At 58.5% G+C, this 23,659-nt stretch carries 18 protein-coding genes and 1 pseudogene; 7 read left to right on the forward strand and 12 right to left on the reverse strand.

The window, feature by feature from the left end; all coding sequences use genetic code 11:
• Positions 1-15 precede the first annotated feature (15 nt).
• A complete protein-coding gene (gene dps, locus ABLU95_RS23595) occupies positions 16-519 on the reverse strand; it encodes a DNA starvation/stationary phase protection protein Dps (protein WP_004886200.1) in 504 nt (167 codons plus the stop codon).
• A 237-nt stretch (positions 520-756) separates the two neighbouring features.
• On the reverse strand, positions 757-1,644 hold the full coding sequence (rhtA, locus tag ABLU95_RS23600) for a threonine/homoserine exporter RhtA (RefSeq protein ID WP_023288946.1): 888 nt from the start codon (positions 1,642-1,644) through the stop codon (positions 757-759).
• Between the two features lie 351 nt (positions 1,645-1,995).
• Here rhtA and ompX point away from each other — a divergent pair, with 351 nt between their 5' ends.
• The gene (gene ompX, locus ABLU95_RS23605; protein WP_004886207.1) at positions 1,996-2,508 is read left to right on the forward strand and encodes an outer membrane protein OmpX; all 513 of its coding nucleotides are present in this window, start codon (positions 1,996-1,998) and stop codon (positions 2,506-2,508) included.
• 97 nt (positions 2,509-2,605) lie between these two features.
• Here the strand turns inward: ompX and ABLU95_RS23610 are convergent, their stop codons facing one another.
• Positions 2,606-4,186: a phosphoethanolamine transferase gene (locus ABLU95_RS23610; protein WP_348880438.1), complete on the reverse strand. Its 1,581-nt coding sequence runs from the start codon at positions 4,184-4,186 to the stop codon at positions 2,606-2,608.
• Between the two features lie 268 nt (positions 4,187-4,454).
• Complete coding sequence (gene mntS / locus ABLU95_RS23615) at positions 4,455-4,580, reverse strand: manganase accumulation protein MntS (protein ID WP_023288948.1); 126 nt, start codon at positions 4,578-4,580, stop codon at positions 4,455-4,457.
• 185 nt (positions 4,581-4,765) lie between these two features.
• Between mntS and mntR the strand changes: the two genes are divergently transcribed.
• From mntR to ABLU95_RS23635, 4 genes are all read left to right on the forward strand, one after another.
• Entirely contained in the window at positions 4,766-5,239 is a 474-nt protein-coding gene (gene mntR / locus ABLU95_RS23620; protein WP_004886216.1) for a manganese-binding transcriptional regulator MntR, read from the forward strand.
• Positions 5,236-6,348, forward strand: a complete 1,113-nt coding sequence (locus ABLU95_RS23625) for an anion transporter (protein ID WP_032455222.1) — start codon at positions 5,236-5,238, stop codon at positions 6,346-6,348. The genes mntR and ABLU95_RS23625 overlap by 4 nt, the downstream gene beginning before the upstream one ends.
• Before the next feature lie 170 nt (positions 6,349-6,518).
• Positions 6,519-7,895: a glycoside hydrolase family 1 protein gene (locus ABLU95_RS23630; protein WP_044521837.1), complete on the forward strand. Its 1,377-nt coding sequence runs from the start codon at positions 6,519-6,521 to the stop codon at positions 7,893-7,895.
• 68 nt (positions 7,896-7,963) lie between these two features.
• The gene (locus ABLU95_RS23635) at positions 7,964-8,680 is read left to right on the forward strand and encodes a GntR family transcriptional regulator (protein ID WP_044521840.1); all 717 of its coding nucleotides are present in this window, start codon (positions 7,964-7,966) and stop codon (positions 8,678-8,680) included.
• A 147-nt stretch (positions 8,681-8,827) separates the two neighbouring features.
• Here the strand turns inward: ABLU95_RS23635 and ldtB are convergent, their stop codons facing one another.
• Together ldtB and ABLU95_RS23645 are read right to left on the reverse strand one after the other, a co-directional pair.
• A complete protein-coding gene (ldtB, locus tag ABLU95_RS23640) occupies positions 8,828-9,742 on the reverse strand; it encodes a L,D-transpeptidase (RefSeq protein ID WP_032428696.1) in 915 nt (304 codons plus the stop codon).
• Between the two features lie 177 nt (positions 9,743-9,919).
• Positions 9,920-10,835, reverse strand: a pseudogene (locus tag ABLU95_RS23645) (tyrosine-protein phosphatase).
• 48 nt (positions 10,836-10,883) lie between these two features.
• Here ABLU95_RS23645 and ABLU95_RS23650 point away from each other — a divergent pair.
• Positions 10,884-12,476 (forward strand): ABC-F family ATPase, encoded by a 1,593-nt coding sequence (locus tag ABLU95_RS23650; protein ID WP_023288955.1) that lies wholly within the window; start codon positions 10,884-10,886, stop codon positions 12,474-12,476.
• 375 nt (positions 12,477-12,851) lie between these two features.
• Here the strand turns inward: ABLU95_RS23650 and ABLU95_RS23655 are convergent, their stop codons facing one another.
• Positions 12,852-15,215 carry a glycoside hydrolase family 31 protein gene (locus tag ABLU95_RS23655; RefSeq protein ID WP_348880439.1) on the reverse strand — a complete coding sequence of 788 codons (2,364 nt, stop codon included), beginning with the start codon at positions 15,213-15,215 and terminating at the stop codon, positions 12,852-12,854.
• A gap of 15 nt (positions 15,216-15,230) precedes the next feature.
• Positions 15,231-16,532 carry an MFS transporter gene (locus tag ABLU95_RS23660; RefSeq protein ID WP_004886240.1) on the reverse strand — a complete coding sequence of 434 codons (1,302 nt, stop codon included), beginning with the start codon at positions 16,530-16,532 and terminating at the stop codon, positions 15,231-15,233.
• Between the two features lie 300 nt (positions 16,533-16,832).
• On the opposite strand from ABLU95_RS23660, the gene ABLU95_RS23665 reads away from it, so the two are divergent.
• Positions 16,833-17,906: a LacI family DNA-binding transcriptional regulator gene (locus ABLU95_RS23665; RefSeq protein ID WP_032429114.1), complete on the forward strand. Its 1,074-nt coding sequence runs from the start codon at positions 16,833-16,835 to the stop codon at positions 17,904-17,906.
• Here ABLU95_RS23665 and ABLU95_RS23670 read toward each other — a convergent pair.
• The 4 genes from ABLU95_RS23670 to ABLU95_RS23685 all read right to left on the reverse strand — a co-directional run bounded on the left by ABLU95_RS23670 (position 17,903) and on the right by ABLU95_RS23685 (position 23,642).
• Positions 17,903-19,168, reverse strand: coding sequence for a DUF1479 domain-containing protein (locus tag ABLU95_RS23670; RefSeq protein ID WP_044521849.1), 1,266 nt, complete (start codon positions 19,166-19,168; stop codon positions 17,903-17,905). The genes ABLU95_RS23665 and ABLU95_RS23670 overlap by 4 nt on opposite strands.
• Before the next feature lie 140 nt (positions 19,169-19,308).
• On the reverse strand, positions 19,309-20,124 hold the full coding sequence (locus ABLU95_RS23675) for a Cof-type HAD-IIB family hydrolase (RefSeq protein ID WP_065881889.1): 816 nt from the start codon (positions 20,122-20,124) through the stop codon (positions 19,309-19,311).
• Positions 20,125-20,304: 180 nt separating this feature from the next.
• Entirely contained in the window at positions 20,305-22,737 is a 2,433-nt protein-coding gene (locus ABLU95_RS23680) for a formate C-acetyltransferase/glycerol dehydratase family glycyl radical enzyme (RefSeq protein WP_348880440.1), read from the reverse strand.
• A gap of 5 nt (positions 22,738-22,742) precedes the next feature.
• On the reverse strand, positions 22,743-23,642 hold the full coding sequence (locus ABLU95_RS23685; RefSeq protein WP_032455231.1) for a glycyl-radical enzyme activating protein: 900 nt from the start codon (positions 23,640-23,642) through the stop codon (positions 22,743-22,745).
• Positions 23,643-23,659 lie beyond the last annotated feature (17 nt).

Raw genomic sequence — 23,659 nt, forward strand, 5'->3', positions numbered from 1 at the left:
GCCGACGGCAAAGCCTTACTCGATATTCGCTTCAATAAACCACAGGAATTTATCCAGGTCGCGGGAAGCGGCGGTGAAGATATCTGCAGTATCTTCGTCTTTAGCTTCGCCGATCGCTTTGCGCACATCGTTAGCCACTACCGCGTAGCGGTCAGCCAGCGCTTTCAGGTGATCCTGAACATGATGGATATCCAGTGGGTAGCTCTGCAGCGGGGTTTTGCTGTTGATCACCTGAGTGGTGCCCAGGGCGACGCCGCCCAGCTGCACGGCGCGCTCCGCCATGGTATCCAGATGCTCAGTGAGCGCAGTACGGAAACCGTCCAGCATTTCGTGCACGGCGATAAAGTTCGCACCGCGCATATTCCAGTGTGCCTGCTTGGTGATAAGGGACAGGTCAATGAACTGGATCACCTGGCGATTCAACAGCTCAATGGTCGCTTTCTTTTCGCTGTCAGCGACATCGTTGCGGGTATAGACCAGATTAGATGCTTTTGATTTAACCAGTTTAGCGGTACTCATCGTTTCATATCCTCTTGATATTGATGCTCGTCACACTTCAAAACTGAATGATGTGGAGCGTTGTCCCAGGTAACTTCGGGACTAAGTATAGCAAGGGTTTTAAAGTATGAGGCATCGGCAGGCCATATCACTCCGATAGCGCAAAGTGGTTGGCTATTTGAAAAAACAAGTCCAATCAGAAGGTTAGCGAAGGCTGGCAGGCCCGCAACTGGCGCGGGCCGCCGCCGTAACAGAATGTTAATTGATATCGACTTGCTTGATTTTGCTCTGCCGCTGCATGGTCAGCGTGGCGCCCATTGAGGCGATGATAATGGCGCCCAGCGCCAGGGTCTGGGAGAGGTTCAGGGTTTCGCCAAGGAAGATCATACCGGACAGGGCGGCTAGCGCCGGCTCGAGGCTCATCAGCGTACCGAAGGTGCGCGTCGGCAGGCGCGTCAGGGCCATCATCTCCAGAGAGTAGGGGAGTGCGGTGGAGAGAATGGCAATCCCCAGCCCCAGGGGCAGCAGCGACCATTGCCACAGCGTATCGGTGGCTTGCGCCATACCTAACGGGACAAAGACCAGCGAGGCGATAAGCGACCCCATCGCCACCGTGGCTGGACCATGCTCCTCGCCCGCGCGCTGGCCGGTCAGAATATAGACCGCCCAACAGGCCCCGGCGCCGAGAGCGAACAGCGCGCCGGTTAAATCCACCTGCGCCACGTTCTGCCCCAGCGGCAGGAGATACCACAGCCCGAGGATCGCCAGCGCCACCCAGACAAAATCCAGGGGGCGGCGCGAGCCGAAAAGCGCCACCGCCAGCGGGCCGGTAAACTCGAGGGCCACCGCCACGCCGAGCGGAATACGCTGCAGGGATAAATAAAACAGATAGTTCATCGCCCCGAGCGCCAGGCCGTACAGCAGCAGCGGCACGCGCTGCGCCGGAGAGAAACGTAGCCGCCAGGGCTTGAACACCACCACCAGGATCAGCGTCCCGAGCGCCAGGCGCAGGGCGGTAACCCCCGGGGCGCCGACCACCGGGAACAGCGATTTGGCGAGCGATGCGCCGCTCTGAATCGAGGTCATAGCGATTAAAATCACCACTATCGGCAACCATGCCGCCGCTTTTCGGGATGGACCGGGCATCCTTTCTCCTGTCAATTTTTGTCAAAAGGGGTAAAAGTTCCAGTGTACTGGAATTAGCTGCTGGCGGTTGAGCTAATGTTGAAAAAAACAGGGGCAAAAACAGTACAATGGCGAAAGTTGCTGAGAAATTCACCAGGTGATTAGGATTAATCTGGATGCTTGCGAATTTCTTAATGAGCGTTAAACTGTAAGTTAACGCCAAAAACTCTTGTTTTCCATATTGTTATAGAAATATGGAAACTTTTGGTTACATGAAAAAGTATGTTAGACAATGTAAACTCCAAAGAGTTTCCCAAAAGTTTTTGATATATTTAAGGCTTAGGACTTATTAGAAACACATTTGAGGTGGTTATGAATAAAATTGCACGTCTTTCAGCACTGGCCGTTGTTCTGGCTGCATCCGTAGGTACCACTGCATTTGCTGCAACTTCTACCGTAACCGGCGGTTACGCGCAGAGCGACATGCAGGGTAAAGCGAACAAAGCTGGCGGTTTCAACCTGAAATACCGTTACGAGCAAGATAACAACCCGCTGGGCGTTATCGGTTCCTTCACCTACACCGAAAAGGATAATAACAGCAACGGTACTTACAACAAAGGTCAGTACTACGGCATCACCGCTGGTCCGGCTTACCGTCTGAACGACTGGGCAAGCATCTACGGCGTAGTGGGTGTTGGTTACGGTAAATTCCAGAACAACAACTTCCCTAATAAATCCGATATGAGCGACTACGGTTTCTCCTACGGTGCTGGTCTGCAGTTCAACCCGATCGAAAACGTTGCCCTGGACTTCTCCTACGAGCAGTCTCGTATTCGTAACGTTGACGTCGGCACCTGGATCGCTGGCGTGGGTTACCGCTTCTAATCACTCCGGTGATATAAAAAATCCGCCTCCTGGGGCGGATTTTTTTTTGCCTGCTGACCGCCAGCCCGGCCGGTTGGCCGGCGCTGACCGCGTCGTTTTAGTTGATGGTGAACTCATCGCTGCCGAGGTGTGAATAGTCCACCTTCTGCAGCTGGAAGTTGGTGATATACACCGGGCCGGCCTTCTGCTCAGAGATAAACCGATAGCGCGGGGCGATTTCCGCCGCCTTGATGCCGGTCCATTGCGAGAAGAAGCTGAGGAAATCATTCGCCGAGCGCTGCGCCTTAATGACTTTATGCGCTTTGTCATCGCTGGAGAGCACCATAAACGGCACCTGGAAGTTCTGCTGGAACTTATCGTCGTGCGCCAGATACTGCACCTCTTTGCCTCGCTCCTTGAACGCCAGACCATGATCGGAAAAGTAGGTCAGGGAAAAGGTGTCGCCGGAATTTTGCAACTGGCTGTAGAGCTTAGCCAGCAGGGTATCGGTTTGCGTCATGCTGTAGAGATAGCAGGAGGTCTCTTTCGACTGGACGAAAACCGTATATTTGCCTTTGGTCCGGTCGCAGGCCTGCGGGTGCGAGCCCATCAGATGCAGAACAATCAGCTGCGGCTGGGTGCGCTGGGTGGAGAGCACCTGCTCGGTCAGCTTCAGTAACTGCTCGTCCTGGGTGTTTTTATTGGCTTCGAAATCGCCGTTTTTCAGGAACTGCACTTCATCCGCCCGTTTGGCGATACTGGCGATAGCGGTGTCGTACTCGCCGATCTGCCCCTGGTTGGAGAACCACCAGGTCTGGAAACCGGCGCGGTTGGCGAGGGTGACAAAGTTATCCTGAAACTGCGGTTTGCCATCGACCACCCGGTTAAGGGTCAGGCCGAGGGATTTTTGCGTCGAGCCGCTGGCGGCGACGTAGTTGTTAAACAGATACCCGTTCACCGAGCTGGCAAACGGCGTGTTGTCCCAGTGGCCACCGAAGGCGCCGAGGGCGTCGCGGCGGGCGCTTTCACCGATCACCACCACATAGAGATGGTACTTCGGCTTCACCGCCAGCACGTGCCAGCTATCTTTCATGCCGGCCAGCTGTGCCATCCGCGCCTGCTCGTCCAGCACCTCGTTATTATTCACCACCACGTCTTTGACAAAACGGAAGGCCGGGTAACCAGTATCGATTACCTTGAATACACCGCCCCAGGCGAGATTTTGCACCGGCTGGAGAAAAAAGATCCCGATGCTGAACAGCAGGCCCAGGGTCTCCATTTTTCCCCAGCGGGTCTGCTCGACGATCTTGCGGCGGACCGCGATGATCCCCAGCGCGAAGATAAATACCGCCAGCAGATAGTTGTACCACGGGAAGATGGTGAGGATTTCCGTGGACTCTTCCATGTTGGTGGCGTGCAGCGCCAGCAAGGTATTGAAGTTGGGCGCGCCGTAAGCCTGGCCAAACGGGTAGTAGAGGGCCGCCAGCAGTGAATAAGCGCCGACCACTCCTTTCTGCACGCGCGGAAAGGCACGCCACAGAAGATGTAACACGCAGGTAAATGCCACGGTATAGAGCAGGCTAAATTCATAGCCCAGCGCCAGGTTAATCAACAGCGATTGTAAAAAGTAGAATCCTGTCCATGGGTTCAGTGCCAGTCGGCGGGCGACCAGCGTATCTTTCAGGGTGGTGACATTCATAGTAAACAATCAAAAAGAGGCCATGCGCATCCCCTGGCTTCAAGGGGTAAAACCTGCTGGACAGTGCGTGAAGAGGGTCTCTGCGAGCCGCGAATGTGGCAGGGCTGTGCAAAGATAGGGCTTGTAAATGGTAAGGTCAACCAGACATAACAGATTGTTTTGCGAGGACGCTTACAAAACTTGAAAAAAGGTGGGGGAAACGGGATAAACCGGTCAGTTTAGCGGCAGATGATGACGGAAAAATGAAGCGGCGTACCGCGACGCCGCCTTAGCGATGGGGTTTGTCCTGCTGCGGTTTACCGTTGATCATTTCGCACAGCATACCGAGCAGCATTAAGCGTACTTTAAAGGGTGAATGGCTGAACACGTTTAAGCACCTCTTGAATTCGTTCATCTGCTCTCCTCCTGCCTGTTCGCTCCATCACTCCCTGATGGATGTTTGCATTATATACAGATATAGCACAGGCTATATTTTATAGCTATGGCTAAAACGTTAAATTTTTGTGCTCTTGGCGCAATCCATTACAATGTGGATCTTTTTATATGATGCTTGACGCGTCACACGAATGAGGAAGCACAATGAACCGTCGCGCAGGTAAGCCAATAACAAAAAAAGTGACGCAGTTAGTAAATGTTGAAGAGCACGTTGAAGGGTTCCGCCAGGTGCGGGAAGCGCATCGGCGCGAGCTGATTGACGACTATGTTGAACTGATTTCCGACCTCATCCGCGAGGTGGGCGAGGCGCGTCAGGTGGATATGGCCGCCCGGCTGGGAGTCTCGCAGCCCACCGTCGCCAAGATGCTCAAACGGCTGGCCAGCGTCGGCCTTATCGAACAGATCCCGTGGCGCGGCATATTCTTGACCGCGGAGGGTGAGAAGCTGGCCCAGGAGAGCCGCGAGCGCCATCAAATCGTGGAGAACTTCCTGCTGGCGATCGGCGTCAGTCCGGAGATCGCCCGTCGTGATGCCGAAGGGATGGAGCATCACGTGAGCGAAGAGACGCTGGCGATGTTCCTGAAATTTACCCAAACACAGGGATCTCAGGAAGCATGACTCTTCCCTTCGTCCAGTCGCTGCTGCGCGATCGTTTTCTCCATCTGCTGCTGATTATCGCCTGCGTGCTCAGCGTGATGGTGCCGTTTGTCCCGGCAAGCTGGCCGGCGGCCATTGACTGGCATACCATCATCACCCTCAGCGGCCTGATGCTGTTGACCAAGGGGATTGAACTGAGCGGCTATTTTGACGTGCTGGGGCGTAAAATGGCCCGCCGCTTTGTCACCGAGCGTCAGCTGGCTATGTTTATGGTGCTGGCGGCGGCGCTGCTGTCCACCTTCCTCACCAACGACGTCGCGCTGTTTATTGTGGTGCCCCTGACCCTGACCCTGAAGAAGTGGTGCGCCATCCCGGTAAACCGGCTGATTATTTTCGAAGCGCTGGCGGTGAACGCCGGGTCGCTGCTGACGCCGATCGGCAACCCGCAGAACATCTTGCTGTGGGGACGCTCCGGTCTCTCTTTCCCTGGGTTTATCGGCCAGATGCTGCCCCTGGCGGCGGCAATGATGCTGACCCTGCTGGCGCTGTGCTGGTTCTGTTTCCCGGCAAAGCGGCTTACCTACCAGAGCAGCGATATGGCGCCATCGTGGCAGCCTAAGCTCGTCTGGAGCTGTCTGGGGCTCTATCTGGTGTTCCTGACGGCGCTGGAGATGGATCAGGCGCTGTGGGGACTGGCGCTGGTGCTGCTGGGCTTTCTGGCGCTGGCCCGGGCGGTGATCGTCCATGTTGACTGGTCGCTGCTGCTGGTGTTTATGGTGATGTTTATCGACGTCCATCTGCTGACCCAGCTTCCGGCGCTGCACCAGGTGCTGAGCGGGGTCGGGACGCTCTCCGGCGGTGGGCTGTGGCTGACCGCCATCGGCCTGTCGCAGGTGATCAGCAATGTGCCCTCGACTATTCTGCTGCTCAACTATGTCCCACCTTCGATCCTGCTCGCCTGGGCGGTTAACGTGGGGGGCTTTGGTCTGCTGCCGGGCTCGCTGGCCAATATCATCGCCCTGCGCATGGCTGGCGATCGGCGGATCTGGTGGCGTTTCCATCTCTACTCCATTCCCATGCTGCTGTGGGCGGCTCTCACCGGCTATTGGCTCTTCAAACTCTGCGCCTGATTTCCGCAGCAGTCTGCCGCCCTCCACGTCGTTCGACAGGATCGCCCTCCGGGGCGATCTTTTTTTTGCCCGGCTCACAGAAAACGATCCCTGGCTTTGCGCATCCGTTCGCTTTTCGATATATGACTAGTCATGAAATTTAAATGACTAGTCATATATCGAGGCGCAGGATGAACAACAGACTACCGGCAGATTTCTTATGGGGTAATTCCGTCTCCAGCATGCAGACGGAGGGGGCGTGGAACGAGGGCGGCAAGGGGATGTCGGTGTACGATATCCGGCAACCGGCAGAATTCGCTTCCGACTGGAAGGTGGCGACCGACTCCTATCATCGCTTTAGGGAAGATTTCGATCTGATGCAGGATCTGGGCATGAACTGCTACCGTTTTCAGATCGCCTGGAGCCGGGTGTGCCCTGAGGGAGACGGCGAGTTCAATGAAGAGGGAATCGCCTTCTACCATCAGTTTATTGATGAACTGATCGCCCGCGGCATCGAGCCGATGATCTGCCTGTACCACTTCGATATGCCGCTCTCGCTGGCGGAGCGCTACAACGGATTTACCGACCGCCGGGTGATGGACGCCTTTATTCGCTATGGCCAGAAGATGATCGCCTGCTATGGCGACAAGGTGAAATACTGGCTCACCTTTAATGAACAGAATCTGTACCATTCGCCGGAAGCGTTTCTGATTTCCGGCTACCTGCAGGGGGAGAAGACCCTGCGCGAGCTGTACCTGATCCAGCATCATGTGATGATGGCGCACGTCCATCTGACCGATCACCTGCATCAGACGAAGCCGCAGTGTCTGATGGGCGGGATGCTGGCCCACGCCCTGGTTTATCCGGCGACCTGCAAACCACGCGATATCCTGTGCGCCCAGCAGCTGGACGAGTTTTTAAACCAGAACCTGCTGCGGGCTTACGCCGGGGAGGGCTATAGCCCGGAAGTGATGCATTTTGTCGCCACCGAAGGGTTCGATGATATCTATCGTCCGGAGGATCTCGCGCTGATGGCGACGGTGAAGGTCGATTATCTGGCGTTCAGCTATTACGCCAGCCGGACGCTGAACAGCGACGCGATCCCGCCGGGAACGGCGGTTAACAACTACATGCTGTTTGGCAATCAGGATAACCCGTTCCTGAACGCGACAGAATGGAACTGGCAGATCGATCCGCTGGGCTTCCGGACCATCATCACCCGCTATTATAACGACTGGCGCCTGCCGGTTTTCCCGATTGAAAACGGCATCGGGGTGATTGAGTCGTGGGACGGTGAACATCCGGTTGCCGACGATTACCGCATCGCCTACCATCGCGACCATATCAACGCCATGAAAGCGGCCATGTTTGAGGATGGGGCGCAGGTGATCGGCTATCTCGGCTGGGGATTAATCGACATCCTCAGCTCGCAGGGCGATATGCGTAAGCGCTACGGCGTGGTCTACGTCAATCGCGAGAACCATGACCTCAAGGATCTGCGGCGGGTGCCGAAGAAGAGCTATGCGTGGCTGAAGCAGGTGATCCACAGCAATGGCGACGTGATGTAATGGTGTTCTGGCGGTCAGGCCGTGGATCCTGCCCGCCAGCCACTCACTGAATGTATAAGGACCGGGGAATGACGGCGAAGTATCTGCAAATCGCGCGGGAAATAAAAAAACGGATCATCAGCCAGCAGTATCCTGCCAGCGCGCCGTTACCTGACCAGTTTGCGCTGGCGGCAGAGTTCAGCACCAGCCGGATGACCATCCAGCAGGCGATGCGCCAGTTAATCGTCGAAGGGCTGATCTATACCCGCAAAGGGCAGGGCACCTTTGTGCGGAAAAATTTCCTTCAGCTGTCGCAGTGGGAGCTGCCCGGCAGCGACTATTTCGGCGCCACCAAAACCTGGGAGCATCTTGGCGAGGTACAAAGCGAAGTGGTGCGCTTTGAGGTGCGTTTTCCCACTGACAAGGAGCAGAGTTCGCTGCTGATCGACGCTGATGCCCCGGTGTATGACTTTGTTCGCCTGCGGTTGCTCAACGGGGAACCGGTGTCGCTGGATCTGACGGTCATGCCGGTGGGGCTGGTGCCGGGGCTCAATAAAAGCCATCTGGAAAGCTCGGTGTTTCGCTATATCCAGGAGACGCTGGGGCTGAAGCTGATGGGATCTTACCGCGTGGTGCGGGCGATGAAGCCGGATGAACTGGATAAACAGCATCTTCACTGCGAGCCCACCGATCCGGTGCTGGAGGTGGAGCAGGTTATCTATCTGGAAGACGGCACGCCGCTGGAGTACGCCCACTGCCACTATCGCTACGACCACGGCGGGATTATTCTGGTGAATAACGGCTAGACCGGGGGCCCCGGTTGGCGCAGCGCTTAGCAGAGCCAGGGTGTTGTCAGGTTCAGTCGCCAGGCAAGGCGTCAGCCGCAGCCCGGCACAACACCGATAAAAAAAACGGCGGGCATCAGGCCCGCCGTTTTTCTTGTCATGCAGAACTTAGTTCAGACGCACCGGCATACCGGAGCGGTTCTGGATAGCCTGCTCGACCACGTTCTGATCGACATCAGACTGGCTGGTGATCGCCTGTACCGGCTGAGTCAGGGTGATCGGCACGATCTCGCCGCCCTGGAACTGCGCTTCGGTGGTCGACAGCGGGTTGTGAACCTCGATGTAACGGCTGCCGTCCGGCTCGGTGGTGGCTTTTACCGGCTCATCGATAAACTGCACGCGGGTGCCGACCGGCACGTTCTCAAACAGGAATTTGATGTCATCGTTGCGCAGACGTACGCAGCCATGGCTCACGCGCAGGCCGATACCGAAGTTAGCGTTGGTACCGTGGATGGCGTACAGACGGCCGATATACAGCGCGTACAGGCCCATCGGGTTATCCGGACCGGCCGGTACGACGGCTGGCAGCGGGTTGCCGGCGGCAGCGTATTCTGCATGCATCTTGGCGGTCGGCGTCCAGGTCGGGCCAGCCTTCTTACGTTCGACTTTGGTGGTCCAGTTGATTGGCGTGTCTTTGCCTAACTGGCCGATACCGATCGGCAGAACAATCACGGTGTTAGTGCCTTTCGGGTAGTAGTACAGACGCATTTCGGCGCTGTTGATGATGATCCCTTCATGGACGGTATCCGGCAGGATCAGCTGCTGAGGGATGTTCAGGACGCTACCGCCCTTCGGCAGATAGGTATCCACCCCCGGGTTGGCTTCCAGCATGTTGGAAAGCCCCATCTGATATTTCGCCGCGAAGTATTCCAGCGGCTGCTTGTTATCATCCGGAATGGTGATGACCTGGTTCTGACCAACCAAACGGCTGCCATCGGTTGGCAAAGGATAGGTGACAGCAGACGCTGTATTGCAAAAGCCTACGATGGCGAAGGCTGCCGCTAAGAGTGTAGATAATTTCATAGTTTTTAATGTCGTGTGCGAAATCAACGCCACACAGGCCTTTGTTAATGATTGAGACAGTAGATGGGAGCGCATTATATGTGCATTCCGCTGAACAGGTAAATCAGATGTGTACGAAATCACATTTTTTTCCCTGTCGCCTCGGCTGCCGCGCCCTGGCGTTCGGGGCGACGAGGGTTAGTCTTCCAGCAGCCGGGCCTGCAGCGCCGCGCGGACCGGGGCGGTCAGTTGGTACTCTTCCGCCAGCCAGGCGTCGACATTGCCATAGCGCTGCTGAATAGCCGACAGCGCGGCGGCGAGATAGGACTCTTTCACCGTCAGGATGTCCGCCAGGCTCTGGCGCCCCTGGGCCGTCAGGTCGTTGCCGAGCATCTCCAGCATCCAGGCCTCCACCTGCGTCAGCATGCCATGGGTAAGGAGATACTCCTCCATCACCGTCTCGCTGTCGCATCCGACGGCGAACAGGGTTAACGCGCAGCCGACGCCGGTGCGATCTTTACCGACCGCGCAGTGTTGCAGCAAGGCGCCGTCGAAAGGGGTCGTCAGCCATGCGGCGAGCTGGCGATAGGCCGGATTGTTAAACGGCAGCTGGCGATAGAGTTGCAGCATAAACTGCTCGCCGTTCAGCGCATTAAGGGTGGCGGCATTCAGCTCGGTGACCTTCGCGTTGACCTCGCCGATCGGCGGATTGGCCGGCGCGTTGAGATAGTGGGTGAGCGGGCTCAGTTTGTCCGGCGTGCGCTGTACTTCACCGGGGTCGCGGTAGTCGAGCACCCGGCTGAGCGGCAGGGTATCCAGGTGGTCGAGATCCTCTGCCGTTAGCCGGTTTAGCGCACCGGAGCGTAGCAGCTTGCCGCTGCGTACCCGGCGTCCGTCGGCGGCGCGCTGGCCGCCCAGGTCGCGAAAATTAATGCCGCCCTGCAGGGATAAAAAGGCCGGATGTCGCGGTTGGCTGGTGGTCATGGGGCTCCTCATCATCACGTACAGAATAACGGTTTGCGCGCAGGTCTCTGGCGCATCTGACAAAGACCTTAGCACAAGCGCCGCGGCGGAATTTACCGCAGACCGTGAAAAGTGCGTCATTTACTGGCATAATGTCTGCTGTATCACACCCCTCATACTCTTTTTTCAGGATATCCCCGTGCTAGTATCCAGCAACGTTACCATGCAGTTTGGCAGTAAGCCGCTGTTCGAAAATATCTCCGTTAAATTTGGCGGCGGCAACCGTTATGGTCTGATCGGCGCCAACGGCAGCGGTAAATCGACCTTTATGAAGATCCTCGGCGGCGATCTCGAACCGACGCTGGGCAACGTTTCTCTCGACCCGAACGAGCGCATCGGTAAGCTGCGTCAGGATCAGTTCGCCTTTGAAGCGTTCACCGTGCTGGATACGGTCATTATGGGCCACGGCGAGCTGTGGGAAGTGAAGCAGGAGCGCGATCGCATCTACTCCCTCGCCGAGATGAGCGAAGAAGATGGCTATAAAGTGGCCGACCTGGAAGTGAAATATGGCGAAATGGATGGCTACTCTGCTGAAGCGCGCGCGGGCGAACTGCTGCTGGGCGTGGGCATTCCGGTTGAACAACATTACGGCCCGATGAGCGAAGTCGCCCCAGGCTGGAAGCTGCGCGTCCTGCTGGCGCAGGCGCTGTTCTCTAACCCGGACATTCTGCTGCTCGATGAACCGACCAACAACCTGGACATCGACACCATTCGCTGGCTGGAGCAGACGCTGAACGACCGCGACAGCACCATGATTATCATCTCGCACGACCGTCACTTCCTGAACATGGTTTGCACCCACATGGCGGATCTGGACTACGGCGAGCTGCGCGTCTATCCGGGCAACTACGACGAATACATGACGGCGGCCACCCAGGCGCGTGAACGTCTGCTGGCGGACAACGCCAAGAAAAAAGCGCAGATTGCCGACCTGCAGTCCTTCGTTAGCCGCTTCAGCGCCAACGCCTCTAAATCGCGTCAGGCCACCTCGCGCGCGCGTCAGATTGACAAAATCAAGCTGGAAGAGGTCAAAGCCTCCAGCCGTCAGAACCCGTTTATCCGCTTCGAGCAGGATAAGAAACTGTTCCGTAACGCGCTGGAAGTGGAAGCCCTCACCAAAGGCTTTGAAGACGGTCCGCTGTTCAAAAACGTCAACCTGCTGCTGGAAGTGGGCGAGAAGATTGCCATTCTGGGCGCCAACGGCGTGGGTAAATCCACGATGCTGAAAACCCTGGTGGGTGAACTGCAGCCGGACAACGGCACCGTGAAATGGTCTGAAAACGCGCAACTCGGCTACTATGCGCAGGATCATGAGTACGAGTTCGAAAACGACCTGACGGTCTTCGAGTGGATGAGCCAGTGGAAACAGGAAGGCGACGACGAGCAGGCGGTGCGCAGTATCCTTGGTCGACTGCTGTTTAGCCAGGATGACATCAAGAAGCCGGCGAAAGTATTGTCCGGTGGTGAGAAGGGCCGCATGCTGTTTGGTAAGCTGATGATGCAGAAGCCAAACATCCTGATAATGGATGAACCGACCAACCACCTGGATATGGAATCCATCGAATCGCTGAACATGGCGCTGGAGATGTATCAGGGTACCCTGATCTTCGTCTCCCACGACCGTGAGTTCGTCAGCTCGCTGGCCACCCGCGTGCTGGAGATTACCCCGGAACGGGTGATCGACTTCAGCGGCAACTACGAAGACTACCTGCGCAGCAAAGGTATCGAGTAATCCCGCTTCGTTACCCGGGTTGCGGCTACGCCTTACCCGGGCTACGCCTGGCATGTGATCTGTAGGCCCGCGCAAGCGTAGCGCCGCCGGGCAATAACCGCGTGTAAAGAGCCACTTTCGCGCCGGATGGCGGCTGCGCCTTATCCGGCCTACGGTCCGTGCCATTGTGAGCTTAAGTGCTCTATCTTGTACCCATGGTTACTGAAACTGTCCGTTACCCGGGCTACCAAACCGCACAGTGCTGTAGCCCCGGTAAGCGGTAGCGCCACCGGGGATTTTGAGGCCACCAGTTTGTAGCCCGGATTAGCGTAGCGCCATCCGGGAACATTATTAAATCCAGGCCGGGCGAGGCGTAAGCCGCCGCCCGGCATATGCTCAGAGCCTCCACTCCGTTCCTTCGACGCCATTCACCAGCAGTTTGCGTTTTTCTCCCGCCGGTAATGACAGCTTCAGCGCTTTCCACGCCGGGCGATAATTGCCGCGGGCGTTGACCTTCAGGTTGATAGTGCTGCTGTCGCACGCCATTTCCCACTCCAGCCACAGCGCATCGCCCTGTTTATAGCCCCAGCTTTCGCCGTCATCCTCAAACAGTAGACCCGAAGTGGTTCCGACGCCTTTCAGCGGGAACAGCTGCAGTTCGCGGCGATCGTCCTGTTGCGCAGCAACATGGTGGATGCGCTCGCTGAGCGGCAGTCCGGCCCCGGCGCGCACCAGCAGCGGCAGCGTTTCCAGCGGCGCGTCGAGGGTGACCCACTGGCCGCCGGCGAACCACTGGTGGCTGTAGAAATCGTACCATCCGGCCTGATTATCCGGCAGCCACACCTCACGCTGGCGGGCGCCAGGCTCGACCACGCTGGCCACCAGCAGATCGCGGCCCAGCAGGAAGTCATCGCATTCGGCGAAGGTCTGCGCGTCGTGCTGATGATCGAGGAAGGTCGGGCGCAGCATCGGCTCGTCGTCAGCATGCGCCTGCCACAGCAGGGTGTACAGATAGGGCAGCAGGCGGTAGCGCAGCTCAATAGCGGAACGAATGGCCGGGGTGACGGCCGGATACATCCAGGCTTCGTTGACCGTCTGGTCGTCATTCCACGAATGAATAGTAAAGCGCGGGTGCATCACGCCGTTTTGTACCCAGCGCACGAACAGCTCCGGCTCAGGTTTATCGCCGGAGAAACCGCCGACGTCGTGGCCGACGTTAAACAGCCCGGAAAGGCTCATGCCCAGCCCCATGCGGATGTTATAGCGCAGCGTATCCCAGTTGGTGCGGTTATCGCCGCTCCAGGTCTGGACGTAGCGCTGCATCCCGGCGCAGCCGGAGCGGGAGATGAGATACGGGCGCTTTTGCGGCGCAAAGCGCTGCTGGGCCTCCATCGAGGCGCGCATCATCAGCAGCGGCATCACCGGGCGAATATGCTTGATGGCGATTTCGCGGCCAAAGCCGTAGCAGCGCGCTTCGCCGTCCCACACCTCATACTCGTTATTATCGTTCCAGGTCGAATCAATGCCCATCTCCAGCAGCTGGCTGGTGACCCCCTCCTGCCACCAGGCCACGGTTTGCGGATTGGTAAAGTCGAGATGCGATCCTTCATCGTCCCAGAAGCTGGAGCGCTCCGGAGCGTCGGTTTGCGAATCGCGCACGAAGAGACCGCGCTCCGCCACCTCGCCATAGCGCGGATGGTCCTGCAGCAGGCAGGGTTTGATATTGGCGGCCAGCTTCAGCCCGGCGTCGTGGAACGACTGGCTCATCGCTTTCGGCTGCGGCACCTTGTCGTGGTTCCAGTTAAAGACGTAGCGCTTGCCGTTAATCGACGTATAGCCGGAAGAGAGCTGGAACGAATCGCACGGAATAGCGTGCTCATCGCACAGGCGGATGAAGTTCATCAGCTGATTTTGCGCATCCGGTGCGTCGGTATAGTGCATGGTCGAGCCGCTGTAGCCGAGGCTCCATTTGGGCCCGAACAGGGTTTTACCGGTCAGACGGACGAAGGCTTTGGTCACATCCAGCACCTGTTTACCGGTGAACAGGTAGTAATCGATATCGCCGGCTTCCGCCTGCCAGCGGCGATAGGCGGTATGATAGTTGTCGATTTCGTTACCCAAATCCAGCCAGCAGCTGCTCAGGTTGTCGTAAAACAGGCCATAGCTAACGTCGCTGCGTTGCGTGATGGTGAACGGAATATGTTTATACAGCGGGTCGGTGCTGGCGGCGTTGTAGCCCATGGCATCAAGGTTGCGCATCTCATACCGCTTACCGGTGCGCTGCAGGTCGCCGGCCTTTTCGCCCAGGCCATAGAAACGCTCGTCTTTGCGGCGGCTCAGATAGTGGGCGACGCCGTCGCCGTGGGCATTGGCCAGATAGGCGCTGGTGGGGCGGTCGTTGGCAAGCTGCTGCCATTCCCCGGCATCGTCGCGATAGCTCCACTCCAGCCACAGCGGCTGATGGACGGTGACGCGCAGCTGGCGGGTGGCGATGGTTAGCGTATCGCCCTCCTGGGTCAGCTGCCAGGCCGGGAGACTAAAACCGCTGAGGTCATCCCGGGCGCGGCCTTCCCACGGCACATCCTGCTGCGGAGCGATGCTCCAGGTGCGATCCAGCGCCAGCTGGCCCTGGCGTTTCAGCAGCACGCGGAATAAATTCTCTTCCAGTACGTACAGGCACAGGGTGTGCTGGCCATCGACCGTCAGTTCAACGTGATGCTCCAGCTGTTGATGCAAACTCCAGTGTTTCAACGTCTTCATATCTTACATCCACTCTCAGGCGCGCTTGGCGCGACGTTCAGCAATAAATGCCACCAGGAAAACGGCGCCAATCAGGTCAAAGAAACCCATGGCGATGAACAACGGGTTGAAGCCAATTTTGTCGGCGGTCACCCCGATTAATAACGAGAACAGGAAGCTGGCGATCCACGCCGCGGATCCGCGCATACCGTTCACCGTCGCCATTTGTCCCTTGTCGAACGACTCCACCACCAGCGCGCTGAGCATGCAGGAGATGATCTGATGCCCGAAGCCGCCAATGGAGATCAGGACGATGGTGATATAGGGATCGCGGGTGATAGCGACGAGGGCCAGGGAGATCATCAGAAACGCGCCGGTCACCGAGCTGGCGATCACCGAGTTGACTCGCGTACAGCCGAACCAGCGAACGTACAGGCGGGTGAGGTAGCCGCTGACCACGCTGCCGAGGTCGGCGGCAAGGAACGGCAGCCAGGCGAACATAGCAATCTGCTTGAGATCCATACCGTGCTCTTTGGCCAGGTACAGCGGTACCCAGAAGCTCAGCACCGCCCAGGCGGGCTCGGCCATAAACGCGGGAATGGCGATCCCGTAGAAACGTTTATTCTTCGAGACGGTTTTGAGTGCGGTAAAGAAGGGCTGTTTCACCGGCGGCGCTTCGTTATCCTGCTTGATGTACTCGAGCTCGCTTTTGCTGAGGTTGGGGTGCTTTTCCGGGTTCTGATAGAAGGCCCACCACAGCACCACCCACAGCAGGGCCAGCGCGCCGGTAAACATAAACGCCCCCTGCCAGCCGAAGGAGGCATGGGCGAAGTAGATGATCGGCGGGGCGAGCATGGCGCCGATGGAGAACCCGACGCCAGCCCAGCCGGCGGCGATTGGCCGTTCAGACTTCGGGAACCACTCGCCGATGGTCTTGGCGTTGGCCGGGGTGGCGGCCGCCTCGGCCCCGCCCATAAAGAAGCGCAATATAGCCAGGTGCAGCCAGCTGCCGGCCCCGGCGTGGGCGATGCAGGCCAGCGCCCACAGGGTGGCGCAGATCATAAACCCGAGCTTCAGGCCGATGACGTCGATAAGCCAGCCACAGAGCGGTTGGAAAATCGTGTAAGCCAACTGAAACGCGCCGACGATCCAGGAATATTGTTCGGTGGTGATACCGAGCGTCGCTTTCAGTTCCGGGGCGATAATCCCCAGCGAGTTGCGTGTGATGTAGTTGACGGTGACGCCAAGTAAAAACAGGACCAGCACCCACCAGCGCAGGTTTTTTACCACCCGGCGCGTTTTGCTGACCGCGATATCATTGTTGAGGCCTTGACTCATAGCACACTCCACATGACGTTAGTAGGGGGAAAGTGACGATCTCAATCCGTGAGCGGTCACGTAGTGTTGTTAACTATTTGAATAGTCTATTTTTTTATCTCAACACCATTGGTATAACTAGTATGGGAGATGTTGGACCAATTCAGGCTAAGGGAGAAAAAACGTCGGGCAAAGCGCTATTTATGCAATTTTTTTCATGAAATGACCGGGATCTCAAATTTTGCGCTGTCATTTGCTTACAGGGAGCGCTTTGGCGATTATGAAAATTCTTTCATTTTCCAATCGGAGCTGGATCACAAAATGGATAAAAAGCTGCGCGTCGCCGAAATCGCCGCCCGCACCGGGCTGTCGGCCAGTACCGTTTCGCGCGTCCTGGCCGGGAAGGCGAATACCAGCGACAAGGCGCGCCGGGCGGTGCTGGAGTGCGCCCGCGAGCTGGGGGTCATGCAGGGACTGGCCGCCGGACGTCTGTTGCTCAATAATCTACTGGTGTTTGCCCCACAGCGCGCCTTCGATGAGCGGTCGGATATCTTCTACTACCGGGTGATCCAGAGCATCAATAACGCGCTGGCGGCGCATGAAGTGCGCCTCCGCTACTGCGCGCTGGACGAGAACGACAGCGACGCCAATCTGTTTCTTGCCCGCATGAACGAAGCGGAGACCCAGGCCGCGGTGCTGCTGGGGATCGACGATCCGCATATTCATGGCCTGGCGGCGGACCTGGGCAAACCCTGCGTATTGATCAACTGTCGGGATGAAGGGATGCGGCTGCCGTCCATTGCCCCCGATCATCGTCTGATTGGCCTGTGCGCCGCCCGCTATCTGTTTGATATGGGGCATCGCGTGGTGATGAACGTCATGTGCCTGCGCCGCTATACCATGGAGCTGCGGCTGGGGGGGATCCAGGAGGCGTGGCGCGCGCGTAATTTGCGCTTTACCGCCAGCCGGGATCTCATCAGCGTCGCCAACTTTAGCGCCAGAGAGACCGAAGAGCAGGTGGGGGCCTGGCTTGATGGCTTACAGGGCAGGCCGTTGCCCACCGCTTTCCTGGTGGGCGGTGATTTTATGGCCGCCGGCACGGTCAGCGCATTGCAAAAGCGCGGCCTGCGGGTGCCGCAGGATGTCTCGGTGATGAGCATCGACGGGTTTAATCTGGCGGCGATCCAGGAGGTGCCGCTGACCGCGGTGCATGTGCCGCGGGATGAGCTGGGCAGCGAGGCGGTGCACCTCCTGCAGCAGCGCCTGCTGCGCCCGGAGGCGCCGCACGGTTCGCTGCTGCTGCACGGCACGCTGGTGGTGCGTGATTCGGTACGGCGGATCCGGCCGGGCAAAGGCCATACCGCCGTGGAGCCGCAGGGGCTGTATGACGATTAAACCGCGATACCCAGCGCCCGTTTGCCGTGGATGTTCAGATCCTCCAGGGTGAAGCGCCCCTGCCAGCTGGCCTCATAGTCCTCGCGCGGGAAATCACCCGGCGAGGCCCCTTTTTCCAGAGCGATTTTCACTTTCTGCGCGTAGGCGAGGTTCTTCTCGCACATCGGCGCCGCCGGAATGTACATCACATTGCCCCAGCCCTGCTGATTTTCCACCGGCGCCACCGAGTGAATGACGTCGCAGTGCCACCAGACGGAATCGCCAGCGTTCAGCGCCGGGATCGAACTGAGGGCTTTGATCAGCAGCGGGTGCCACTGCTCAGAGATCGGCAGCACTCTGCCCGGCGCGACGCCGCACAGCTCATCTTCCGGCACATCGTCAAGCAGCGGGCGCAGCAGCACATAGGCCATCGCCTCGGGGATCGGCACCACGTGCAACAGTCCCTGACCCGGGATCATATCCGACAGCGCGGTCCAGCCCTGGAAAGTGCGGAACACCGAGCACTTGGTGGTGTTGTCGACAGTGTACTCTTCCACTTCAGTACGGTGCGCGGCGTCCCACGGATCGTAAGCGTCGACATGACCGTTAAAGACATTGGCGAAGACCTGCTGGTAGGCGGGGAGCAGCCAGCGCTCCAGCGCACCGGAATCGGTATGCGCGCCCAGCCCTTTCGAGGTGGTTCCCGGCGGACGGCGGCGAATGCGGTCGGGGTAAATGACGCTGACGTCCGGATCGAACCAGCGCTTGCCGTCCTGCTCAAAGCGCCACAGGCGGTTAAGGAAGGACTGCGCCGCCGCCATTTCATCGCTCTGGCGGGCCTGCATTTGCGAGGGCGACCAGTAGATGGGATAGATTTCCGGCCGCGAAGCCTCAAGCGTACCGAAGAAGCTGTCGCCTGGCCCTTTGTAGACCTCGTCGAAATGGTTCAGATCCAGATATTCCAGCATCGCGGTATCCCAGGCCAGCGCCTGTTCGCGCGGAAAGTGGCCTTTGATCACCGCGCAGCCCCGGCGCTTAATGGCCGCGCGCTGGGCATCGCTCACGGTTCCCTCGGCGATATCGCGGAACGGAATGGTTGGCCAGACCTCCTGGCCTGCGGCTTTCAGCGTCTCAATTTCCTGCAGGCGCTCGCTGATGCGCGCTGAGAGCTTATCGAACACCGCCTGGACGTCGCCGATTTGCGCCCGCAGCGCCTGCTTCATCTGGCGAATCGCCGCTTTGTGGTCGGCGGGGAGTGTTTCGTGGGTCGGGAGAGCAGCCATAATAACCTCGCTGTATCTTTCATTCGAAAGTATTAAATCTTACAAACGTTAATTTAAGTTAAAATGGAGTTAATGCAAGTTTAAAATCTTGCTGCGGCGCACAAAATGGACAAGCCGGGGCGCGCAGCCCCGGAGAGCGGTCAGGCGTTGAAGGGAGCGCGGTTATCGAGGACGGCCTGAATGACGTTCAGCGCGCCGTCATGATTATTATCGTCGGTCGCGTATCCGGCGATAGCTTTGATGCTGTCGGCGGCATTACCCATGGCGAAAGCGTATTTCACCAGCTTCAGCATTTCGGCGTCGTTGCCGCTGTCGCCGATGGCCACGCACTGCTGCGGCGACAGGTTCCAGCGCTTGAGCAGGCGGCTGATGCCGTTGGCTTTATGCAGACCGGGAATAATCAAATCGACAAAGCCAAAGCCGCTGGTGACCGGCTTCATAATGCCGTCGAGCGAGACGTGCAGTTTATCGATCAGCTGCGGGATCTCGCTGTCCGGCAGGTTCAGAGAGAATTTGAACAGCGTATCGTCGATGGCGTGATAGTCGCTTACCCGCTGCAGACGGTGGTAGTGCTTTGACATCAGGTCGACGAAGGCGTCCGGGGCGTTATCGCTCACGTAGGCGCTGTGCAGGCCGCAGGCGACGAAGTTCAGCTGCGGATCTTTGAGTAATTCGCCAATCACCACCTGCGATTCGTGGCGGGTCAGTTCGCCGTGGAACAGCTGCTTACCATGCTCAAAGACCAGCGCGCCGTTTTCGGCGACGAACGAGATCTGCTCGCGGATCTCCGGGAAGAAGGAGATCAGCTGATAGTACTGGTTGCCGCTGGCGACAACGAATTCAATGCCGCGCTGCTGCAGCTGGGCGAATTGCGCCATAAACCGCGATCGGTCGTAGGTTTTGGCGTCATTGAGAAAAGTTCCGTCCATATCGGTGACGATAACTTTAACGGTCATAAGGGGATGCTCCTGGCTTAACTTCGACCAGTAACATTCTAATTACAATGTGATGGGGAGCACAAATTTATTTCGAATGAAAGTTCACGCATTCAGAAAAATGCCGGGAGGCGGCATTGCCTTTCCCGGCCAGCAGGACAGGGGAGGCCCGCTAAGCGTCGCGCCAGCGGGCCTGAAGGGCTACAGCGTATGCTCGGTACGGGCGATGATATCGTCCTGGGTATCCGGCGACAGAGCGGTAAAGAACGCCGAGTACCCGGCGACGCGCACCACCAAATCGCGGTACTGATCAGGATGTTTCTTCGCCTCCAGCAGCGTGTCGCGCGAGACAATGTTGTACTGGATATGCCAGCCTTTATGCACCTCGAAGAAGGTGCGCAGCAGCACCATCAGCTTCTGCTTGTCGGACGCGTTTTCCAGGGTGGACGGATTCAGCTTCTGGTTTAGCAGAACGCCGCCGAGGATCGCCCCGGTGGGCAGTTTACCTACCGAACTGATGACCGCCGTCGGCCCCAGATGGTCGGTTCCGGAGGCCGGGCTGGCCCCTTCCGCCAGCGGAGTGTGCGCTTTACGGCCATCCGGCGTCGCCATGGTCTGCGCGCCGAACGGAACGTTGGCGGAGATAGAGGACGTGCCGGCGTAATAGTTGCCGCCGATCGGGCCGCGGCCATAGCGCGGGTTGTGATACTGCTTCAGCTCGTCGATATAGGTCTGGTAGGCCCGCGCCAGCAACGCGTCCACGCTGTCATCATCGTTACCGTACTTCGGCGCGCCGTTGATCAACCGCTGGCGCAGCTGCTCGTGGGTCAGGCCGTCAAAATCTTCCGCCAGCGCCTTCGCCAGTTCCTGCTGGTCGATAACGCCCTGATCGAAGACCAGCTTTTTCACCGCCGCCAGGCTGTTGCCAAGGTTGGCGATGCCCACCTGCAGGCCGGACACCCAGTCATACTTAGCGCCGCCCTGCTTAATGCTCTTCGCCCGTTCGATGCAGTCGTCCACCAGCGCCGAACAGAGAATATCGTGGACGTTCTCTTCCAGCATAGTATCGACCACATACTCAATCTCAATCGACTTACGGGTGTAGTAGCGGATCTGGCGGTCCCAGTCGGCCAGCACCTCGTCGAAGTTAGCGAAGTTGCCTTTCGACAGGGCGTGCTCCTGCGGCAGGAACACCTGGCCGCTGGTGGCATCGCGGCCGCCTTCCAGCGTCGCCAGCATCACCCGCGCGAAGTTGATAAAGCTCATGCCGGTGCAGCGATAACCCCACTTGCCGCCGACCGCGGTTTCGATGCAGCCGATGGCCGCATAATCGTAGGCATCCTGCGGCTCGATACCCAGCTTGATAAATTCCGGGATCACGATCTCGTCGTTATTAAACGCCGGCATGCCGAAGCCGCAGCGGATCACCTGAACGCAGGCGTCGAGGAAGTCGTTGCTCATTCCGGCGTGGTAGCGCACGCTGAGGTTCGGCTGGGTGGAGCGCAGACGACCGCAGGATTCCAGAATGGCGTACGACAGCGGGTTGACCGCGTCCTGCGGCTGGCCGTCCACCAGGTTCTGGCCGCCGATGGTGACGTTCTGATACAGCGGGCTGCCGGCTGAGGCCTTGGAGTGCGAGCCGGAGCGGATCTTGTTGACCTCCAGCAGCTTCAGCCAGCAGCTGTGCAGCAGCTCAATGGCCTGTTCGCGATCCAACGATTGCTGCAGCTCAACGTCGCGGCGGTAGTACGGATAGAGGTACTGGTCCATGCGGCCAAAAGAGACCGAGTGGCCATTGGATTCAATCTGCAGGATCAGCTGAATGAAGTAGCACAGCTGCAGCGCCTGCCAGAAGGTCTTCGGCGGCTCATGGGCGATGATGTCGCAGTTTTCGGCAATCGCCAGCAGCTCATCGCGGCGTGCGTCACGGGATTCTGCCGTCGCCATCTCGCGCGCCAGCGCGGCAAAGCGTTTGCTGTGGTCGCTGACCGCCGCCAGCACAATATCAATCGCTTTCAGGAACTGTTCGCCGTACAGGTCTTCCAGCACCGTCAGGTTGATGCGCGACCGGCGTTCGGCGACTTTCGCGCGCATGCCGTCCAGTCCTTTCTCCAGCAGCAGCGGGTAGTTGACCGCCAGGTGAGCGTCGCCGGAGGTCATGTTGCCCTCGGCCTTAATAATGCCGGTGGCGAGGAGCGCTTTCTGCTCATCGGTAAACATGCCGTAGCAGCGGTCCTGCACGGTCTGGCCGCGCCACCACGGGCACACTTCGTGCAGTACGCGCTTGTTCTCTTCGCTGACCGCGAAGCCGGCGCCGGGGCGGTCGGCGAGATCGTCGATCTCTTTCTCGATCCAGCTGACGGTGTATTCCGGGAAGATTGGCGCGGCGCGCACTTCGCTGGCCTGGTTGCCGACGATCAGCTCATCGTGCTTGATCCAGATGGTGCGCTCGGCCAGGTGGTGAGCCAGGGCCAGGGCGCGGCGCACCGGGATCGGCTTATCAAGATGCTGCTGATACATCTCGGTATAGTGGCGGGCGCGTTCGGTACAGACCGGCGGCTTGACGATATGCACCAGCGCCATTTTATGGGCCTGGATACGGGCGCTGAGGGTGTTGAGTTTCAGGGTAGTCATAGGGGTTATCCTCGTAAGATCGCCGTTAGCCCCTTGCTCCGCGCATAATCCTGCGCAAAGGCGAGCAGCTCGGGAGCATCCAGCGGTTTATCCGGTGCGGTGTAGGGCTGACTGAGTAACTGGTATTTGTTCATTCCCAGCGTGTGGTAGGGCAGGAAATGGATTTCGCTGACCCGCAGGCGGTCGGCGGCAAAATCAGTGATGGCGGTAATGTCGGCTTCGCTGGCGTTGAATCCCTGGATTAACGGCACGCGAATAATGATGTTTTTCCCCGCCTGCGCCAGGCGCTGCAGGTTGTCCAGCACCCGGCGGGCGCTGCCGTCGGTCCACTGCCGGAACACGGCCTCGTCGACGTGCTTCAGGTCGGCGAGAAACAGGTCGATGAAGGGTAAAGCCGGCTCAATGTATTTCCACGGGACGTGCAGGCAGGTTTCCACAGCGGTATGGATACCCGCCTGATGGCTGGCCTCCAACAGCGCCTGCGCCAGGGCCGGGTTCATAAAGGGTTCGCCGCCGGAAAGGGTGATGCCGCCGCCGCTGCGATCGTAAAAGGGTTTATCGCGCAGCACCGTCGCCATGATCTCCTCGACGCTCTTCTCCTCGCCGCACACCGTGAGCGCGGTGGTGGGGCAGCAGTCGCGCAGCGCGGCGATATGGCTGTCGTTAACGTGTTGCCGGTGAATGATCAGACCCTCGAGGGTGCGTGTGATAACCGCCGGCGCCGCCTGCTGGCACAGCTCGCAGCCGGCCAGGCACAGGCGCGGGTCATACAGCAGGTCTTCGCTGCGGGCGCGGCTCTCCGGGTTCTGGCACCAGCGGCAGCCCAGCGAGCAGCCTTTCAGGAAGACGACGGTGCGGATCCCTGGGCCGTCATGGGTGGAATAGCGCTGGATATTGAAGATCATGGCTTACCCTCTTGTTT

Source organism: Klebsiella sp. GG_Kp146, assembly GCF_040061975.1.
GTDB classification, from domain to species: Bacteria; Pseudomonadota; Gammaproteobacteria; order Enterobacterales; family Enterobacteriaceae; genus Klebsiella; species Klebsiella quasipneumoniae.

What these genes read in the sequence shown, in the direction of transcription:
- ABLU95_RS23610 (WP_348880438.1), bottom strand. Translation starts at nt 4,186, where the DNA reads ATGAATGTCACCACCCTGAAAGATACGCTGGTCGCCCGCCGACTGGCA.
- ompX (WP_004886207.1), top strand. Translation starts at nt 1,996, where the DNA reads ATGAATAAAATTGCACGTCTTTCAGCACTGGCCGTTGTTCTGGCTGCA.
- ldtB (WP_032428696.1), bottom strand. Translation starts at nt 9,742, where the DNA reads ATGAAATTATCTACACTCTTAGCGGCAGCCTTCGCCATCGTAGGCTTT.
- ABLU95_RS23660 (WP_004886240.1), bottom strand. Translation starts at nt 16,532, where the DNA reads ATGAGTCAAGGCCTCAACAATGATATCGCGGTCAGCAAAACGCGCCGG.
- ABLU95_RS23655 (WP_348880439.1), bottom strand. Translation starts at nt 15,215, where the DNA reads ATGAAGACGTTGAAACACTGGAGTTTGCATCAACAGCTGGAGCATCAC.
- ABLU95_RS23680 (WP_348880440.1), bottom strand. Translation starts at nt 22,737, where the DNA reads ATGACTACCCTGAAACTCAACACCCTCAGCGCCCGTATCCAGGCCCAT.
- ABLU95_RS23630 (WP_044521837.1), top strand. Translation starts at nt 6,519, where the DNA reads ATGAACAACAGACTACCGGCAGATTTCTTATGGGGTAATTCCGTCTCC.
- ABLU95_RS23685 (WP_032455231.1), bottom strand. Translation starts at nt 23,642, where the DNA reads ATGATCTTCAATATCCAGCGCTATTCCACCCATGACGGCCCAGGGATC.
- ABLU95_RS23675 (WP_065881889.1), bottom strand. Translation starts at nt 20,124, where the DNA reads ATGACCGTTAAAGTTATCGTCACCGATATGGACGGAACTTTTCTCAAT.
- ABLU95_RS23635 (WP_044521840.1), top strand. Translation starts at nt 7,964, where the DNA reads ATGACGGCGAAGTATCTGCAAATCGCGCGGGAAATAAAAAAACGGATC.
- mntS (WP_023288948.1), bottom strand. Translation starts at nt 4,580, where the DNA reads ATGAACGAATTCAAGAGGTGCTTAAACGTGTTCAGCCATTCACCCTTT.
- dps (WP_004886200.1), bottom strand. Translation starts at nt 519, where the DNA reads ATGAGTACCGCTAAACTGGTTAAATCAAAAGCATCTAATCTGGTCTAT.
- ABLU95_RS23670 (WP_044521849.1), bottom strand. Translation starts at nt 19,168, where the DNA reads ATGGCTGCTCTCCCGACCCACGAAACACTCCCCGCCGACCACAAAGCG.
- rhtA (WP_023288946.1), bottom strand. Translation starts at nt 1,644, where the DNA reads ATGCCCGGTCCATCCCGAAAAGCGGCGGCATGGTTGCCGATAGTGGTG.
- mntR (WP_004886216.1), top strand. Translation starts at nt 4,766, where the DNA reads ATGAACCGTCGCGCAGGTAAGCCAATAACAAAAAAAGTGACGCAGTTA.
- ABLU95_RS23625 (WP_032455222.1), top strand. Translation starts at nt 5,236, where the DNA reads ATGACTCTTCCCTTCGTCCAGTCGCTGCTGCGCGATCGTTTTCTCCAT.
- ABLU95_RS23665 (WP_032429114.1), top strand. Translation starts at nt 16,833, where the DNA reads ATGGATAAAAAGCTGCGCGTCGCCGAAATCGCCGCCCGCACCGGGCTG.